The organism is Agrobacterium sp. CCNWLW32, assembly GCF_037083425.1.
In the GTDB taxonomy this organism is placed as follows: Bacteria; Pseudomonadota; Alphaproteobacteria; order Rhizobiales; family Rhizobiaceae; genus Agrobacterium; species Agrobacterium radiobacter.
The window spans coordinates 18,428-34,457 of sequence record NZ_JBAOJM010000020.1; the positions used below are offsets into that span (position 1 = coordinate 18,428).

17 protein-coding genes are annotated in these 16,030 nt (G+C 58.1%); 7 read left to right on the forward strand and 10 right to left on the reverse strand.

Translation table 11 applies throughout. The features are described 5' to 3' along the window. Positions 1–99 precede the first annotated feature (99 nt). Positions 100–939: a MurR/RpiR family transcriptional regulator gene (locus V6R85_RS24605; protein WP_020808186.1), complete on the forward strand. Its 840-nt coding sequence runs from the start codon at positions 100–102 to the stop codon at positions 937–939. Positions 940–1,010: 71 nt separating this feature from the next. Here the strand turns inward: V6R85_RS24605 and V6R85_RS24610 are convergent, their stop codons facing one another. The 5 genes from V6R85_RS24610 to V6R85_RS24630 all read right to left on the reverse strand — a co-directional run bounded on the left by V6R85_RS24610 (position 1,011) and on the right by V6R85_RS24630 (position 4,322). Further along, complete coding sequence (locus V6R85_RS24610) at positions 1,011–1,310, reverse strand: DUF982 domain-containing protein (protein ID WP_020808185.1); 300 nt, start codon at positions 1,308–1,310, stop codon at positions 1,011–1,013. Between the two features lie 69 nt (positions 1,311–1,379). Beyond that, entirely contained in the window at positions 1,380–1,856 is a 477-nt protein-coding gene (locus tag V6R85_RS24615; RefSeq protein WP_020808184.1) for an Hsp20 family protein, read from the reverse strand. Positions 1,857–2,368: 512 nt separating this feature from the next. Beyond that, positions 2,369–3,019 carry a LysE family translocator gene (locus tag V6R85_RS24620; RefSeq protein WP_020808183.1) on the reverse strand — a complete coding sequence of 217 codons (651 nt, stop codon included), beginning with the start codon at positions 3,017–3,019 and terminating at the stop codon, positions 2,369–2,371. A 350-nt stretch (positions 3,020–3,369) separates the two neighbouring features. Next, entirely contained in the window at positions 3,370–3,810 is a 441-nt protein-coding gene (locus V6R85_RS24625) for a VOC family protein (protein WP_020808182.1), read from the reverse strand. A gap of 17 nt (positions 3,811–3,827) precedes the next feature. Beyond that, on the reverse strand, positions 3,828–4,322 hold the full coding sequence (locus tag V6R85_RS24630) for a DMT family transporter (RefSeq protein WP_111792139.1): 495 nt from the start codon (positions 4,320–4,322) through the stop codon (positions 3,828–3,830). Between the two features lie 85 nt (positions 4,323–4,407). On the opposite strand from V6R85_RS24630, the gene V6R85_RS24635 reads away from it, so the two are divergent. Beyond that, positions 4,408–5,406: a LysR family transcriptional regulator gene (locus V6R85_RS24635; protein WP_111785263.1), complete on the forward strand. Its 999-nt coding sequence runs from the start codon at positions 4,408–4,410 to the stop codon at positions 5,404–5,406. A 614-nt stretch (positions 5,407–6,020) separates the two neighbouring features. Here the strand turns inward: V6R85_RS24635 and V6R85_RS24640 are convergent. The 3 genes from V6R85_RS24640 to V6R85_RS24650 all read right to left on the reverse strand — a co-directional run bounded on the left by V6R85_RS24640 (position 6,021) and on the right by V6R85_RS24650 (position 7,546). Further along, positions 6,021–6,116: a phosphoribosylamine-glycine ligase gene (locus V6R85_RS24640; RefSeq protein WP_111785164.1), complete on the reverse strand. Its 96-nt coding sequence runs from the start codon at positions 6,114–6,116 to the stop codon at positions 6,021–6,023. Positions 6,117–6,454: 338 nt separating this feature from the next. Then, positions 6,455–6,907 (reverse strand): GNAT family N-acetyltransferase, encoded by a 453-nt coding sequence (locus tag V6R85_RS24645; RefSeq protein WP_111785165.1) that lies wholly within the window; start codon positions 6,905–6,907, stop codon positions 6,455–6,457. Between the two features lie 231 nt (positions 6,908–7,138). Next, positions 7,139–7,546 (reverse strand): RrF2 family transcriptional regulator, encoded by a 408-nt coding sequence (locus tag V6R85_RS24650; RefSeq protein ID WP_020808177.1) that lies wholly within the window; start codon positions 7,544–7,546, stop codon positions 7,139–7,141. A gap of 81 nt (positions 7,547–7,627) precedes the next feature. Here V6R85_RS24650 and V6R85_RS24655 point away from each other — a divergent pair, with 81 nt between their 5' ends. Next, positions 7,628–8,611, forward strand: coding sequence for an alpha/beta fold hydrolase (locus V6R85_RS24655; protein ID WP_111785166.1), 984 nt, complete (start codon positions 7,628–7,630; stop codon positions 8,609–8,611). 245 nt (positions 8,612–8,856) lie between these two features. Here the strand turns inward: V6R85_RS24655 and V6R85_RS24660 are convergent, their stop codons facing one another. Then, complete coding sequence (locus tag V6R85_RS24660; RefSeq protein WP_111785167.1) at positions 8,857–10,008, reverse strand: glucoamylase family protein; 1,152 nt, start codon at positions 10,006–10,008, stop codon at positions 8,857–8,859. 300 nt (positions 10,009–10,308) lie between these two features. Here V6R85_RS24660 and V6R85_RS24665 point away from each other — a divergent pair, with 300 nt between their 5' ends. From V6R85_RS24665 to V6R85_RS24680, 4 genes are all read left to right on the forward strand, one after another. Then, complete coding sequence (locus V6R85_RS24665) at positions 10,309–10,968, forward strand: ABC transporter ATP-binding protein (RefSeq protein WP_087747312.1); 660 nt, start codon at positions 10,309–10,311, stop codon at positions 10,966–10,968. After that, the gene (locus tag V6R85_RS24670) at positions 10,965–13,373 is read left to right on the forward strand and encodes an ABC transporter permease (protein WP_111785168.1); all 2,409 of its coding nucleotides are present in this window, start codon (positions 10,965–10,967) and stop codon (positions 13,371–13,373) included. Before V6R85_RS24665 ends, V6R85_RS24670 begins: the two co-directional genes overlap by 4 nt. Further along, positions 13,363–14,430: a lipocalin-like domain-containing protein gene (locus tag V6R85_RS24675; protein WP_111829597.1), complete on the forward strand. Its 1,068-nt coding sequence runs from the start codon at positions 13,363–13,365 to the stop codon at positions 14,428–14,430. The genes V6R85_RS24670 and V6R85_RS24675 overlap by 11 nt, the downstream gene beginning before the upstream one ends. Before the next feature lie 330 nt (positions 14,431–14,760). Then, on the forward strand, positions 14,761–15,012 hold the full coding sequence (locus V6R85_RS24680) for a YMGG-like glycine zipper-containing protein (RefSeq protein ID WP_111785170.1): 252 nt from the start codon (positions 14,761–14,763) through the stop codon (positions 15,010–15,012). A gap of 284 nt (positions 15,013–15,296) precedes the next feature. Here V6R85_RS24680 and V6R85_RS24685 read toward each other — a convergent pair whose 3' ends face one another. Then, positions 15,297–15,512, reverse strand: coding sequence for a hypothetical protein (locus V6R85_RS24685; protein WP_080865387.1), 216 nt, complete (start codon positions 15,510–15,512; stop codon positions 15,297–15,299). Positions 15,513–16,030 lie beyond the last annotated feature (518 nt).

The following is a 16,030-nucleotide window of genomic DNA, read 5'->3' on the forward strand; positions in this document are numbered from 1 at the left end:
CATATCGGCTTGCCAGTCATGCAAACTGTCGCTTTTTCTATTGCAAGCCGCACCAGGGCGACTGAAGATTGTGGCGTTGAGATTTCACCGGAGCATCGTGTGCCCAAGGAAAGATCATTCCTGTTCCGCGTTAGGCAATCCCTGCCGGATCTTCACCCCGCAGAAAAGCGGATTGGAGAATTCGTTTGCGATTTTCCCGGCGAACTCGCCAGTTATTCTGCCCAGGAGCTTGCAGCACTGGCGCATGTTTCCAAGGCAACCGTGACACGTTTCATCCGGCGGCTTGGCTACGAAAATTATGAGGAAGCCAGACGACACGCCAGGGCGGAGAAGCAGACGGGTTCGAGGCTCTTTCTGGCGCGGGCTGCCGATGCTGGAGCCAGACAATCGATCAAGGCGCATGTCGCACAGGCTCTCCTCAATATCGAAGCCACATTTTTCGGAATTTCGGAAAACCAGATCGACGGTGCCGTCACAGCACTACTTCTTGCACGCAAGGTCTGGGTGATAGGCTTCCGCAGCAGCTACCCCTTTGCAGCCTATCTCCAATGGCAGCTTACTCAGGTCATCGAAAGCATTATCGTTATCCCGGGTGCCGGGCAGACCATGGGCGAGCATCTGGTCAGCATTGGTGAAAATGACGTCGTGATTTTCTTCGGACTGCGTCGAAGAACCAGCCAATCCGATGGGATCGTCGATCAGGTGAGACACTCGAAGGCAAAGCTTCTTTACGTGACCGACGAGGGCGCTCCCTTTGAGACGAAGGCGACGTGGCACTTTCAGTGCCAGACGCTCGCGCCAGGACCGCTCTTTAATCATACGGCGGTGATGGCTCTCTGCCATCTTCTCATAACCCGTTGCCTTGAAAAGGCGGGGGCGACCGGTCGCACCCGCCTGCGCAATATAGAGGCCCTTAACGAAACACTGGACGAACTGTGAGTGACTTGCCTCTTGGCACAGATCGAACAGGCGTGGCTATCCGTCACCGACTTGGTCGGTGGCGTCGCCACCTACCGCACGTTTGGATTTTTGTCGCGAGGCTTCCTGAATGCAACAAGAGAATTGCAGTCAGGGGCAAGTAGGTCATGTTTCTCGGCAAAAGCGACAAAAAGGCTCCGCGCGGTCTCGGCTTCAATTTCATCGGACAACGCTGCCCGGCACGCGTTGACAGCGACAGCGTGCGCTCTGTCTCTGAGGGCCTGCGGCCACTCGCACAGATGCCGGTACGCCTCCGTCACCCCGCGTATCTCGACCGGAAAACCCAGCCCCACAAGAACGGTGACCGGTTCATGAAACATTCCTGGTTTCATTTTTCTCTCCTTCCCAATCCTGACACATTATGGAGAGCCGTCTGAGCGGCTCTCCTGGACAAGGTCCGTTTAAGCTGCCTCCTGCGCGTCGATCTGGACTGATGCAGGCGATGCAAGCGCGGGTGAGTCCGCTCGGATCTCGATTTTTCGCGGCTTGAGCGCTTCCGGTATCTCCCTGACAAGACTGATTGTCAGGAGACCGTTTCGGAGATCGGCGCTGCTGACCCTGACATGGTCGGCAAGCTCAAAGCGATGCTCGAACGGACGGCCTGCGATGCCGCGGTGCAGATAGCCGTTCCCGGCGTTTTCCTGCCTCCTCCCGCTGACCTTCAAGAGATTTGACTGAAAGGTAATTTCGAGCTCATCGGGTGAAAAACCGGCTACCGCAAGTGCGATGCTGTAGGTTTCTTCGCCAGTCTTTAGAATGTCGTAGGGCGGCCAGTCGTTGAGCTGGCGCGCGCGCTGTGCATTTTCAAGCAGATTGAACACCCTGTCGAAGCCGATCGTCGACCGGAATAACGGTGCATAGTCAAAAGAGGTCGTCATAGCCATATTCTCCTTGAAGCAACATGGGCATGGAAGCGCCGTAAGACAGCGCCTCCATTCGGCCGGTCCAACTTTCAGCAACCGGCGCATAACGATTTGGTTTTCAGATCCCGTTGTTCAAGAGGGAAAATAAAAAAATCCGAGCCGGGCGAATGAGCGCGCATCTCGGCGTCATAAAGCGCTCGAAAAATGACGACTAGCGGCCAGCGGGCTGTGAGGTTTCCGTTCCCAAGAGAGGGAATGGCGTAGAATCGAAGCGCCGGCGCGCGGTAATCTGGGACACTTAACTTCTTCCAGGTGTTGGTAGAGCCCGTCGTATCAGTGAGACGGACGGAATGGAGCATGCACGGTTCACGGACGAGCAGATCATCGGGATACTGAAACACCAAGAGCGGCCTGAGGACGGCCGTGATCGCGACCTCAGAGCCTCCGCAATGGCTACGACGCAACGGGAAGCACGTTCTCGCTCGGCCCTTGTCATTCCCACGGAGCTTTCCCGACCGTATGATGACCTATTTTTTGTGGTTGCCCGAAAGAGCAGCCGTCATGCCAAGACCGATATACACGAAACCACTGACCCAGCGTTCAGCTTTCAGGTAGACAGGACTACGCTTCAGCCAGTTGCCCGCCGTGCCGGCAGCAAGTGCATAGGCGCCATCCGTGAGCACGCCGATCGCTGTGTAGAGAATCCCGAGGAATGCGACCTGCATTGCCACATGGCCACGGTCGACCTCAACGAACTGCGGCAGGAATGCCAGAAAGAACAGCGCGGTCTTCGGATTGAGGAGGTTGACTATGAAACCCTCACGAAAGATGCGCATGCGGCTACGCGCTGGCACCATCCCTTCTATGTCCGGAAGATCCGATGGGCCGAAGAGCTTCTTGAGACCAAGCCAGATCAGATAGGCCGCGCCCGCATACTTTACCACGCTGAAGGCGAGAGCAGACGACGCCAGAAGCGCCGACAGCCCCACAGCGGCTGCGACGACATGAACCAGCGTGGCCGAATGTATGCCGAGAATCGAAACGAGACCGGCGGAACGACCTTGCTCGACGGAGCGCGCGAAGATGTAAAGAACCGCCGGTCCCGGCACGAGAAGCAGCACCAGCGTGGCGCTGACGAACAGGCTGAGATTGGCGGTGCTGGGAATTATCAAGTCCATGGTTGTCCTACTCCCCTCTTTGCTACAATAGAGATAGCATCGGACCGTGTCCGATGCGAGATCAGCTTGCTGTGTCGTCGCCGGGAATTTCCGCGATCGAGCCGCCTGGATTTTTTCACTGTAGCTGGGTCTCGCCAACCCCGTCCAGAGAATTGTCCGGATCTTCCGGCGCGTTGGCGGGACCTGGCGCTATGGCGCCCAGGCCTTCGCGGATGGAACGTCCCGCTTCCTTATCCGGAGGAACGCACCATCCCTTTTAATGGAGCTGATGGGTTCGACACGCTACTGGCAACGTCTCGCTGCAACATCAGCGTGAGGATCCACAACGACGTATCGGTGTGCCGCCGGCGTCAAATACCGGTCTCGCGGCATATCACCACACGCCAGCCGTCAGGATCCTGATAGGTGAAGCTGCGCTCGAGCCAGTATGGATTTTCCGGTTCCAGGGGCGCATAACCCATTCCTTGCATCCGCTCGTTGAGGCGATCATAAGCATCAGGCTCGGTGATGTATAGCACCAGCAGATTATCGAAGCTTGGAGCGGGACACGAACTGCCCTCTGCGTGTCGGGTAAATTCAAGATGCACAGACTTGCCGGGTAGGCCGAGCATGATGCCATCGTAGCCGGCGTGAGCTTCGAATCGGGCGAGCTCCGGCAGGCCCAGGCCACCGCGATAAAACGCGACTACGTCCTCAAGCTTGTCGGTCGGCCTGGCAATGCGCACCTGCACCGGTACAGCGTCACCGCCCAGCGAATATACGCTCGGGAAGGTTCTGTCGTGATTATCCATGGTATTTCTCCTGCTGGTCAGGATTGAGTGGGAAGTTGCGACACCTGGCACACCGTTCGCCAAAGAACTGGGCTCTGCATGACCAGGACACCGGCGACAACCAGCAGCGCTCCTGCGAGACGATATCCGGAAATCGGCCTTGCCGTAAAACCGACAATACCGAAATAGTCGATCGTGATCGAAGCGAGGATCTGGCCCGCAATGACTGCCGTCATGAAGCCCGCAGCCCCGAGCTTCGTGGCAAGAAGGAGCGCCACCGTGATGTAGGTCACTCCGGCAATGCCTCCGATCCAGATCCACTTCGGCTGGACGGAGAGATTTGCGATCGTCGGCGCGGAAACGCGCAACGCAATCATCAAGGGTACGACGAGGATGGCGCTTGTCACAAGCGATACCACTGTCGCCCAGAGGGGGTGGCCAAGAGCGCGGCCGAGCGCCGCATTCGCGCCGGCCTGGAAGGGGACAAGAGCGCCAGAGATCAGCGCTGCAACGAGGAAAGCCAAAGGCTGCATGAGAAGATGTCCTTTCGCGACTTGAACAGGCTCTTCTTCTAATTATGCATCTGGACTATGTGAAATTCAGATTACGGCGGGTATCATGCACAGCATGAATAATCTTCGCGGTGTGGACCTCAACCTTCTGGTAGTACTCGATGCGTTGCTATCCGAGCGCCACGTATCACGCGCGGCGCTGCGACTGAACATGAGTCAGCCGGCGGTCAGCCACGCGCTGGCGAGATTGCGCGTGCTTCTTGAAGATCCTCTCTTTACGCGCCACAGCGGCGGTCTGTCACCGACCATCCGCGCGCTCGAACTCTCACAGCCGGTGAAGGAAGCGCTTGCCCAGATACGCGCGGTGCTTGGGCCCGGCGGGTTCGATCCGGCGCGAGGCCGGCACGTTTTCAGGTTGGCAATGTCGGATTACGGCGCCAGCATCATCCTGCCCGAACTGATGTCGCTGATAGGGCGATCGGCGCCGGGCATAGATCTGTCAATCACTCAGCTGAGCCGGGAAGGAATGGTCGCCGGGGTGGTCGACGGAGATATAGATCTGGGCCTTGGCGTGTTTCCGCACCTGCCTGCCCAGATTCACTCCGAGTTATTGTTTTCGGACCAGTATGTCTGCCTTGTAGATCGCGCTACTCTTCCGCCATTGGCCGACCGGATTGACCTGGATGCCTATCTCGCCCGCCCCCATGCGCTGGTCGCCGTTCATGGTGAGGCATCGACAGAGATTGATGAGACCATTCACACGGCAGGATTCAGTCGCCGGGTGGCGCTGGTGCTCCCGCACTGGAGCGTCGCGCCAAATACAATTATCGGGACCGACCTCATTCTCACAGTCGCCGCGAAAAGCCTGGAGACGCTTCGGCGCCACAAGAGATTGGTCATACTGCCTTCGCCAATCGAGTTCCCTCCGGTCCCGTTCACGCTGATCTCGCACAAGAGGCGACAGGCCGATCCCGCACTCCGATGGATCCGGGCCGCGATCAGTGCGATTGCGCATCCAGTTTCGCCGGGCAATAATCAAAGAAGTCGACCTAGAGCCAGATTTCTGGCGATCCGAGATGTCCGTTCGACCTTGACGTGCGATTGAACTACTGTTGTTCCGACCCCGAAAGGACGTCGGCGCATATAAGTTCTGAGTGAAGGGTGGGGCGGGAGTTCGAGGGGCGGGGCGTCAGGGGAGCCACCTCGAAGGTGGCCAGGTTCCTCGCAAAATCCGGTCTGTGGTTTCACCGCATCTCCCGGCGTTGCCATTGGTGGCATCTAGCAAACAATTTCAAGCGTCAATCCACTCAGGGCGCAAAGTTGTGAGGCAACACGACTGGCGCTGTTAGAATCAGGGCAATCCGTGATGGCTTCGCAACCACCCTCTTTGAGGCGCCCATAAATTGTGAAGAACGAAGCCTCTTTGGGAGAATATCCGCCCTCGATACAGTCCGCACCCTCGTCAGCAGCTTCAAGAGTTGTGAACCTGCTCCAATCCGTCTCCTTCAAAGCCGTGCAGCAATTGAACAGCTCCGCCGAAAAGAGTGACGAGGCGGGGCGCATCAATGTGCACCCTTCAGCCTGGCCTTCTCGGCTCCAAGGAGCCAGAGCGCCTTGTTGAGCTTGATGTCCTGATCGATGCCGGTAAACGGCGCGGGATGTGACACGCCGGCGGCGGCCATGAATTGGCCGGAAGCGCTCTGATCTGCTTTCGTGTGCCTACGTTGCGAAGATCGATGGCGCGGTCTTGCGCAGTTCGTCTTCGGTCAAGGCGCGGCCGGTGTCGAAACATGCGGTGCTGGGGTATACGGTCATGACAGGCTCTCCGTTGTTGCCACAGTTCAGGAGCAAGCCCCGCAGTGGGTGAAGCCTTTACCCACCGTTCCGGTGGATGTGCTCTCACATCCTCCGGAACGAAGGGGGAGGGCGAAGTCCGCTCCCCGGTGATCGGTGGGGCTGGTCGTGGGTCCGGCGACTGAAAACCGGTTTTATGATGAACGGACAGGCGCGAGCCTGCTTGCCCATTGGCGAGATCAACCGAGCATCGTAGGGCGGGAAGACAGGAATGGGCAATGCGCCTTGTGGGATGGACGGCCTGGGCAGTCCTGTTCAAACGCGGCAATCAGGGCGGCCTTGGGCCGCCCGGCAATCCATTAGCCCGTCAGACGCAGACGCGCGTTTTCAAACGGATAGCCATCATCGTCGACAGGACGGCGTGAGAGCTCCCTGAAACCCAGTCCGGTATAGAAGGACATTGCCTGCCGGTTTTCGATGTAAACATCGAGAGAAAGTTCTCCCCTGAGACCGAGAGCATGAGCAATGAGCCGGCGTCCGATTCCACGGCCCTGACGGTTTGGAGAAACAAATATTCCTCCGACGAATGTGTCGAGCAGGCTGATGAAGCCGCAGGGCAGATCGTGAATGGTCGCCACCCAGGTTTCGGCGCTGGGCAGATATTGATTTTCAATGAGCGCTCGCTGCTCGACCAAACGCGCTTCGCCTATAAACGGATGGACCACGCGTGACGCCTCCAGCCAGATGAGTGAGAGCTCTTGTGTGTCCTTTGCCGGCGCATAAGGCCGGATCAATACATCATGGTTCTTCATGAGAACTCCGAAGAAAAATATGCCAAGAGGTCCGGCAACCTCTACGGTGCCGGGCAAGACCGCTACGTGCGGCTACAATGGCTGCCTCTGCGCATAATCCTCCTTCTGCTGATGAGCTCTTCTAGAGCCCTGAAAGATGATGGTCAATTTCCATGTCGGGTCGCCGGATCGACACCGCCAGCAGTCCTCGTGATGAGTCACCACAACCCGGGCCGGGGAGAACCGACAATATCAGGCGAAGGCACTGGCCAGATCAACAATCGTTGTCGCCGCAAAACGGGTTCGAAGGGTGTGTTCGGCGTCTGTCATCGCCTCGCCCAGAAACATATTCACAGCACCCTCGACAGGACAGGCGCTATGGTCGTTCGAAAGGGCAATCGAAAACGCCGATCCGATCGTCAGCGCATCGTGGACCTGCTCGACGGTAATCTGGTCGGCTCCCCTTGCAAACCGCCAGCCACCGCTTCGCCCTCCCGCTGATTTCACGATCCCGTACTCCTTCAGGGCAGCCATTGTCCTGCGCACCACGACCGGATTGGTGTTCAGCATTTTCGCGATTGTTTCGGAAGTTTCACTCCCGCCGAGCAGATGCATGTGAACAAGTACGTGAAGCATGCGGGAAAGTCGGGTGTCTGACATTTCGTAACTTTCCTTGTTTCGGAAACTTGACGTGAAGTTTTCCGTAACATAAATTGTTTCGGAATAACAGAGGAGCTCGCCATGCCGTCTCGCAAGCTGGTCGCCAACGGACTCAGGATGCATGTTGAGGAGGAGGGGGAAGGACCGGTTGTCCTTTTGGCTCACGGATTTCCCGAAACCTCCTACGCCTGGAGACACCAGCTTGTCGCACTGGCAAGAGCTGGCTTTCGCGCCGTCGCACCTGATATGCGGGGCTATGGAGAAACAGAAAGTCCAACGTCACTCAGCAGGTATTCCATTTTTGACCTAGTGGGCGATCTTGTGGGCCTGCTCGATGCACTGAACTGCGACAGGGCTGTCATTGTGGGCAACGACTGGGGAAGTACAGTGGCCTGGCAGGCAGCCCTTATGCGCCCGGACCGCTTCAGAGGCGTTGTTGCAATAGGCGTTCCCATGATGGGCTCCCCGCCGGTACCGCCGACAAGTCTCTTTCCACAATCCGACACCGAATTGTTCTACACCCTTTATTTTCAGGAGCCCGGGATCGCCGAAGCTGAATTTGAGCGGGATATCGGCGCGACGCTTCGCAAGATTTTGTTTTCCGCATCGCGGGAGGCGGGAGCACGCGAGGAAGGCGACGGGACGCCTGATCCGTTCGGCATGGTATCGCCCATGAAAGGGATGCTCGCGCCCTTGCCGGCGCCCGACATCCTGCCGCAATGGTTGAGCGAGACTGATTTCGCCCATTATGTCGACGCCTTTGGCCAAACCGGTTTCAGCGGCGGGCTTAACTACTATCGCAACCTCGACGCCAACTGGAACCTGCAACGTTCGCTTCACGGTCTGAAAGTGGAGGTTCCGGCGGTCTATATGGTGGGAGAGCAGGATCCGGGATTGAGCATGCCTGCCATGCGACAGATCATTGACGCCATGCCCGAGCTTGTTCCCAACCTGACGCGGAGCTTCATAATACCGGATTGCGGACACTGGGCACCTCAGGAGAAACCGCATGAGGTTAGTGAAGCGATCATTGCATTTGCGAGGTCCTTGCAAAATTGCAAATAACGATGCCGCCCAAACCCGTTGGCCCTTTGCGCCAGGACCTCACCCGGTGCAACAGGTGATGACTGCAGCCGCCAGCAAAGCGCGGAGGGATTGGGTGGGAGACGCTGGCCGTCACCAGTTCTTCCGACGGCTCGCTAAACCCACGCGCCGGCACCCCTCAGCCGATCGCAATATGACCGGTCGGGGTTAACGCCCGTGACCAGGAACACCCCGCCCGAAGATGGCACGATGCTGTGTCCGGTCACTCATCCGGCCTCTTGCTGCTTCGTCCTTTCGTGCGATCTGTCGCGGTGGAAACCCAGCCGGTTCAGTCCGGCTATGACTTCCGGCGCGTTCATGAACAGTTCCCAAATCAGACCGCTCCGGTCGTTCTCCATCATGGCGACGACTGGCCCCTGATTGATCGCAAGATGCGTTTTGGAGACCCAGCCTGTTGATGGCTGAAAAGAATCCATCAGGCCAAAGCGGCCGACGAGCGCCCCGCCATGCCATCGCAGAAAGCGCAGCGCCGCCTGGCGTGCACGCTGCGGCAGGAACGGCATGCTTGAGAGGGCAGCCGTTGTTGCGATGATGCCATGATCATCGGTTGGAGAGTTCACGAGATAACCTTTCGGCCCGTCACAGGCGGACAAGCCCCATCCTGCTTCACCTGCATAGCGCGTGCGACAGTACCGGTAATTGATCAGGCAATGTGCGTGAACCTGTTCCAGATAGTCGCTGCAATAGGCATCACCGAGACCTCTCGGATCAAGCGTGCAGAACGAATAGTGCGACAGGAAGAGCGGACCTCCAAAAGGCTCGCCAAGCGGGAGCCGCACACCGAAATATGACGATCCGTTCCTGATTGCGCCATCGCGTGCCCACCCGGAATGATAAGTTTCCCGGCCGACCGGATGCGCCGTTGAACCTGCCGCCAGCACATAACAAACCAGAGCCTCGTTCCAGCCGGCGATCGGCAGATTTTTCGACCATGCATATCGCGGGCTCCAGTGCCAGAAAAGCGGCCCGGTCTTACCCCTGGTAAACCAGCTCCACTCCACCGTTTCGACGATTTCTTCAATGGATCGGCGAAGCTTGATCTCGGCGGATGTCTGCCCGCCAAAGAACTCACGCACGCAGATCAGCGCCTGAACCAGAAGCGCGGTTTCAACGAGATCACCGCCGTCGTCGAATTTCGCGAAGGGAAGCGTCTTTCCGCTGGACGCGTTGACGAAGTGAGGAAAAGCGCCATGGAACCGCTTGACCGCAGCCAGCGATTCCAGCATGCGGCCGGCCCGCGCAATAGCATCCCGGCGTGTTATCCAGGTACGATGAACGCCAACGATGAGCGACAGGAAACCAAACCCCACCCCGGAGATTGATGTGATCTCATGGATCGGCAAACCGTCGGCTCGCATCCGGTCCCTTGGCAGCCCGCTTTCGGGATGGCTTCCGGACCAGAAATAGTCGAAGGTACTGCGATGCAAGCTGTCAAGTTGACTGGATAATTCGTCTGTCACTTCCGACCTCGGGAGAACCCTGTGATCGAGGGCAATACTCGGCCAAGGCTTATCCGACTCGGCCTCTGTTTCCAACCGGAGGCAGATTGAGCGGGTATGCACATCGGAATAGAACCTGGGAGAACCTTGGCAGCTCCACGGGAACACCGGAAATTTTGCGTGGTGAAATGGGCAGGGCGAACAAGAGACAGAAGACCAATGATCCTCTCAATGTCCAACATCAGGAAGTCCTATCAGACAGCGGAAGGCAACGTCCCGGTGCTGAAGGGCGTTGATCTTTCGCTACAGGCCGGCGAAAGCCTGGCCCTGACAGGAGAATCCGGCAGCGGCAAGAGTACACTTCTGCATCTGGCCGGCGGACTCGATCTGCCGGACAGCGGCACTATTGCGGTGAGCGGCAGGTCTGTCAGCGGCCTCGATGATGCAGGTCGCGCAAGTTTCCGGCGCCGGGAGGTCGGGCTTATCTTCCAGCAGTTTAATCTCATCCCGAGCCTTAATGTCAGCTCGAACGTCTCGTTCCACGCGAGACTGGCAGGGCGGTTCGACCCGTCATGGCAGGAAGAACTCGTCGGGGTACTGGGAATCGGAGAGTTGCTCGGGCGTTACCCCGAGCAACTCTCCGGCGGTCAGCAGCAGCGGGTTGCAATCGCACGCACACTTGCGGCAAGACCGTCCCTCATCCTCGCCGATGAGCCGACCGGCAATCTCGATGAGGCGACGGCTGACCTCGTCATAGAAATCATGCTGAGCCTGACAAGATCAGCAAGGATCGCGCTTCTCCTCGTTACCCATTCAAATCGCCTGGCGGCAAAACTCGATCGGCGCATCATCCTCAGCGGCGGGAAGGTTTTGCCATGAACCATACCGCCTTCCGGGCGCTGCTCTCCCACTGGCGCTACAGGCCGCTCCAGTTTTTCACCCTCATTCTGGGTGTTGCGCTGGCGACCGGCCTTTGGTCGGCCGTCCAGGCAATCAACGCCGAAGCGCGGGCAAGTTATGACCGGGCAGCCTCGGTCCTGGCACAGAACCAGCTTGATCAGCTTGTGGCGAAGGACGGCGGGAAGATTCCGTTGCAGACATATGTCCGGCTTCGCAGGGCGGGTCTGGATGTCTCCCCGGTGATCGAAGGCGAGTACAGGTTTGGTACGACGCGTCTCAGGCTCGTCGGTATCGATCCATTGACAATGCCCTCGGGGCAAATCGTTCTTCCGCCCTCCGACCCGTCGGCTCTGATTGATTTCATGCGGGAGCCCGGCCAGATGATTGTCTCGCCGGCAACGGCTGCCAGACTCAACGATACCTCCGGCCTTTTAATCAGGACGGCGAAAGACATCCCGGACGATGCAGCTTTTGTCGATATTTCAACGGCGGACCGACTGTTGAAACGAAATGGCGACCTGAGCAGGATCGTCATTGTCGCTTCGCGAAACGCCGATTATCAGACGCCCGGGCCCCTTCCGCCCGACCTTTCCCTGAGAAAAGCCGGCAGCCGGTCCGATATCGCAAGGCTGACCGACAGCTTTCATCTCAGTCTCACAGCATTTGGATTTCTTGCCTTTGTTGTCGGTCTTTTCATCGTCTATTCCGCGACAGGCCTCTCGTTCGAACAGCGGCGCGGTACATTCAGAACCATGAGATCGCTTGGGGTTTCGCACAGTTCCCTCATGGTGATGCTCGTGATCGAGACAACGTTTTTTGCGCTGGTGTCGGGTGCCCTTGGTGTTGTGCTCGGTTATGTCGTTGCGTCGGCACTTTTGCCGGGTGTTGCCGCGAGCTTGCGCGGCCTTTACGGCGCAACTGTCGCCGGCTCATTGTCATTCCGTCCGGAATGGTGGCTGGCGGGAATTGTCATTGCATTGATCGGGACGCTGCTATCCTCGCTTCAACATTTCTGGCACGTCTGGCGCATGCCGCTTTTGTCGGCGGCACAGAGCAGGGCCTGGACCATGGCATCTACCCGAGGGCTGACGTTTCAGGCAGGCGCTGGAATGTTGCTGCTTATTTTGTCCGGCGTGCTTGCATCGCTGGGACACGGGCTCGTTTCAGGTTTTGCGGTATTGGGGACACTGCTTCTCGGCGCAGCATTCATTCTTCCGGCCCTTTTGGCGCTCGGACTGAAAGTCGGCGAAGATGTATCCCGACATGTGTTGGCGGGGTGGTTTTTTGCCGATACACGCCAGCAACTGCCCGGGCTTTCTCTCGCCCTGATGGCATTGCTGCTGGCGTTGTCAGCCAATATCGGCGTCGGGACCATGGTTTCCAGTTTCCGGCAAACATTCCTGGGCTGGCTCGACCAGCGCCTGGCGGCGGAAGTCTATGTGACGGCGCGCGACGAGGGCGAAGCGGCACGCCTGCGGCAATGGTTTCCGGACCACACAAGAGCGGTTTTGCCTGTCTGGAGCACGAAAGGTGAAATCTCCGGGCAACAGGTCCAGATTTTCGGCGTGGCTGATGACGCTACATACAGGGATCACTGGCCGTTGATCCTGGGCTCCGCCGCGACCTGGGACGAAATCGCGGCAGGACGAGGCGCACTGGTCAACGAGCAGTTCTGGAGGACAGGGAAGGCCTCGCTCGGCGAACAAATCGAATTGCCCGGAGGCTGGAGCGCTACGGTCGTTGGTATCTTTTCCGACTACGGCAACCCGACAGGCCAGGTTATCATCGGTATCGATGCTTTGGTTCAGCATTATCCGGACATCGAAAAACTTCGATACGGCCTCCGCATGGAACCGGGAATGGTCGAGGATTTCAGGCGCCGCCTGATGAAGGATTTCGGCCTGCCGGACGCGAACATTGTCGATCAGGCTTCGCTGAAACGTCAGTCAGCCGCGATCTTCGAACAGACATTTGCGGTTACCGGCGCGCTCAACGTCCTGACGCTTGCGGTGGCGGGTTTCGCCATGTTTTCGAGCCTGCTGACGCTTGCCTCGCTCCGCCTGCCCCAGCTTGCCCCTGTCTGGGCGCTTGGCCTTCGTCGTCGCCATCTTGCCATGCTTGAGGTCCTGCGAACGCTTGCCTTGTGGCTGGCCACCTTTGTCGCGTCCATCCCGGTCGGGCTGGGACTGGCCTGGGTTCTGCTGGCGATCATTAATGTAGAGGCCTTCGGATGGCGATTGCCCCTGATCCTGTTTCCGCTGGACTGGCTCAGGCTCGGCTTCACCGCTCTGCTTGCGGCCTTTGTTTCGGTTCTGATACCGGTCCGCCGGCTGGCCAAGACGGAACCGGCCGACCTTCTGAGGATATTCGCCAGTGAACGCTAAAATTCTCCTTCTGCTCCTTTCCGCAAACTGCATTTTGGCGCCGACCGGCATACTGGCCCAAGGCTTTGCGGGCCTGGGGTCGAATGCCGAAGGCTTCAGTATTCCGAAACGCGGGGTGCCGCTTGTTTTTCCAGGAGATCACGGGGCGCATCCTGATTTCAGGATCGAATGGTGGTATGTTACCGCAAATCTCCAGAAGGCAGATGGACAACGGATGGGCGCTCAATGGACGCTCTTTCGTTCCGCGCTTCAACCAACCGAACGCGCGGGGTGGACCGATCCGCACATATGGATCGGGCACGCAGCCGTCACCACTGCCAGTGGTCACTACCTTACCGAAAGGCTGGCAAGGGGAGGGGTCGGCCAGGCGGGTGTCGACGTTGAACCCTTCGAAGCCTGGATTGACAACTGGCAAATGAAATCGACGGGTACGGATCTCCACGACCCACTCGACCAACTGGAACTCAACGCTGACGGCAACCACTTCCAATATAACCTGAAGCTTCGGGCGCTCGGGCCGCTGATACGCCAGGGAGACGGTGGATACTCCGTGAAATCGGCGGAAGGGCACGCAAGCTATTATTATTCTCAACCCTTCTACGATGTCAGCGGCAGCGTTCGTGTCGACGGCGATATTCAAAAGGTAACCGGCAAGGCATGGCTCGATCGGGAGTGGTCGTCCCAGCCACTTGCTGCCAATCAGACGGGCTGGGACTGGTTTTCGCTCCACCTGACGTCAGGCGAAAAACTCATGGCATTCCGGCTGCGCGATGACAATGGCGGCTATATTTCCGCCAACTGGATTTCAGCAGATGGCAAGACGACAACCATCGATCCGGGGGACATCATCCTCACCCCTTTGCGGACCGCTGACGTGAAGGGCAAGGCAGTCCCGGTCGAGTGGAGCATCAGGATACCGGGGCGCGGCCTCGACATTAAAACACTGCCCCTTAACGAGCAGGCATGGATGGCGACATCGACACCCTACTGGGAAGGACCGATAGAGTTTAAAGGGAGCATTTCGGGACAAGGCTATCTGGAGATGACCGGTTATTAAACCTCACGACCTCCCGGGAGATGATGGTCTTCGTTTTGAGCGATGCCTCCGGTGCGAATGCCGTATGCGGGACAGATAGCGGCGGGGCCAGAAAAAGGGAAAAGTGTTGTGTGGGGAGGTTCGTTGGTCGCCGCCAGGCCCGCGTCCAGCGCGTGCACCGGTTCCCGGCCCCGCGGAAAAGTCCGACACGTTTCAGCCCGCTTTTCATTGTTTTCGGAACATTGGGCGCCGATGCTGGTTAGATGATTCCCGCATGGCGATCCGGTCAAAGCCCAAACATGGTCAGGCCGGGGAAGTCTCTGCCGGGAGCAAACTTTAACGGAGGTTGAATTGAACAAATTTCTCGTCATCGGATGCGTAGGACTGTGTCTGACAGCTTGCGCATCGACAGAAAAAGGTGCCGGGATTGGCGCTGCAACAGGCGCCGTCGTCGGTGGCGTAGCCACAGGCAACGTTCGCGGCGCCGCAGTCGGTGCTGCTATCGGTGGCGTATCCGGCGCCTTGATCGGAAACGTAGCAGGACAGCCCGGCCGTTGTTACTATCGCGACAGCGACGGAAACCGCTACGTTGATCGATGCTGATCTGTCCGGCCTCTATCATCGAACATAGCTGACGGTCGGCTACGAAGCCGCGCCGTATGACAGCGGCTTGTAGCCTTGATTTTTATATCTGTTGGCTTCAATCCCCGGCCTGATGGGTGCTTCGGAGTAAGCTGGTGTGGGCGTGCTCGTCGATACCGGAATGGCACCAATCGACCGGCCCGGGGGCAACGCCATAGAGCGTGCCAGTGACCCGCATGCGCTGTGACGGCAAAGGACGCATCGCTGTCTTTCGGTGAATGCTTGCTGGATCGTCTGACAAAGGTTCAGCTGGCGGCAAGATTCTCTGCTGAACCATTCTCCTTGCTCCTCAGATTTGTCAAATCCTCATCCAGTTCGCTAAGCCGCATCATATGTGCCGCGACCTGCAAGGAGATAGTACGCGGATCATCTGGCGAGAAACGTTGCCAACTCTTGAGACTGTCGACGACCTCAATGAGATCGCGGCGTTCTTTTTCAAGCTTCCTCAGGTCCCAGATCATTGTTACTCGCCTCCCGTTTCCACGTGGTTGAACGTAGCACGGCAGGATCAGTCCAAATCCCTAAGATTTAGCGTAAATTTTATCTAAATTGCCACTCCCGCCGGAGACTGGGTTCGGGCCCGTATATCGGCAGTTGCGCTCGGCCTGTTGAAGGAGGCCCGAAAGAGGTCCTTTATGCTCGGTCCTGCTGAAACTCGCCTGTTTCACCGGAGCGGTGACGGAACCTGTCACACCCGGCAAATCGATGCCATTCGATCCGCTCACCTGACTGCCGGAGGTTTCCGCACCGCCAGTGCTTGTCGGCTGCTTTCGCAGACTTGAACCGTTTGCACAACCGGTTACCAACATGCCTGCGGCAAGTATGCAAACGAGGGCTGGAGACCGCATTCGACGTTCCACTTTCACGCGAGGAGTACAAGCAACGTGCCAGAACGCGAAACGAAATCGTGGCCTTGGTGCGCCGGGGGTCAAGCTCGGCTCATGAGTCATAACTAGGCCAACATGGTTAACAGTTGGTT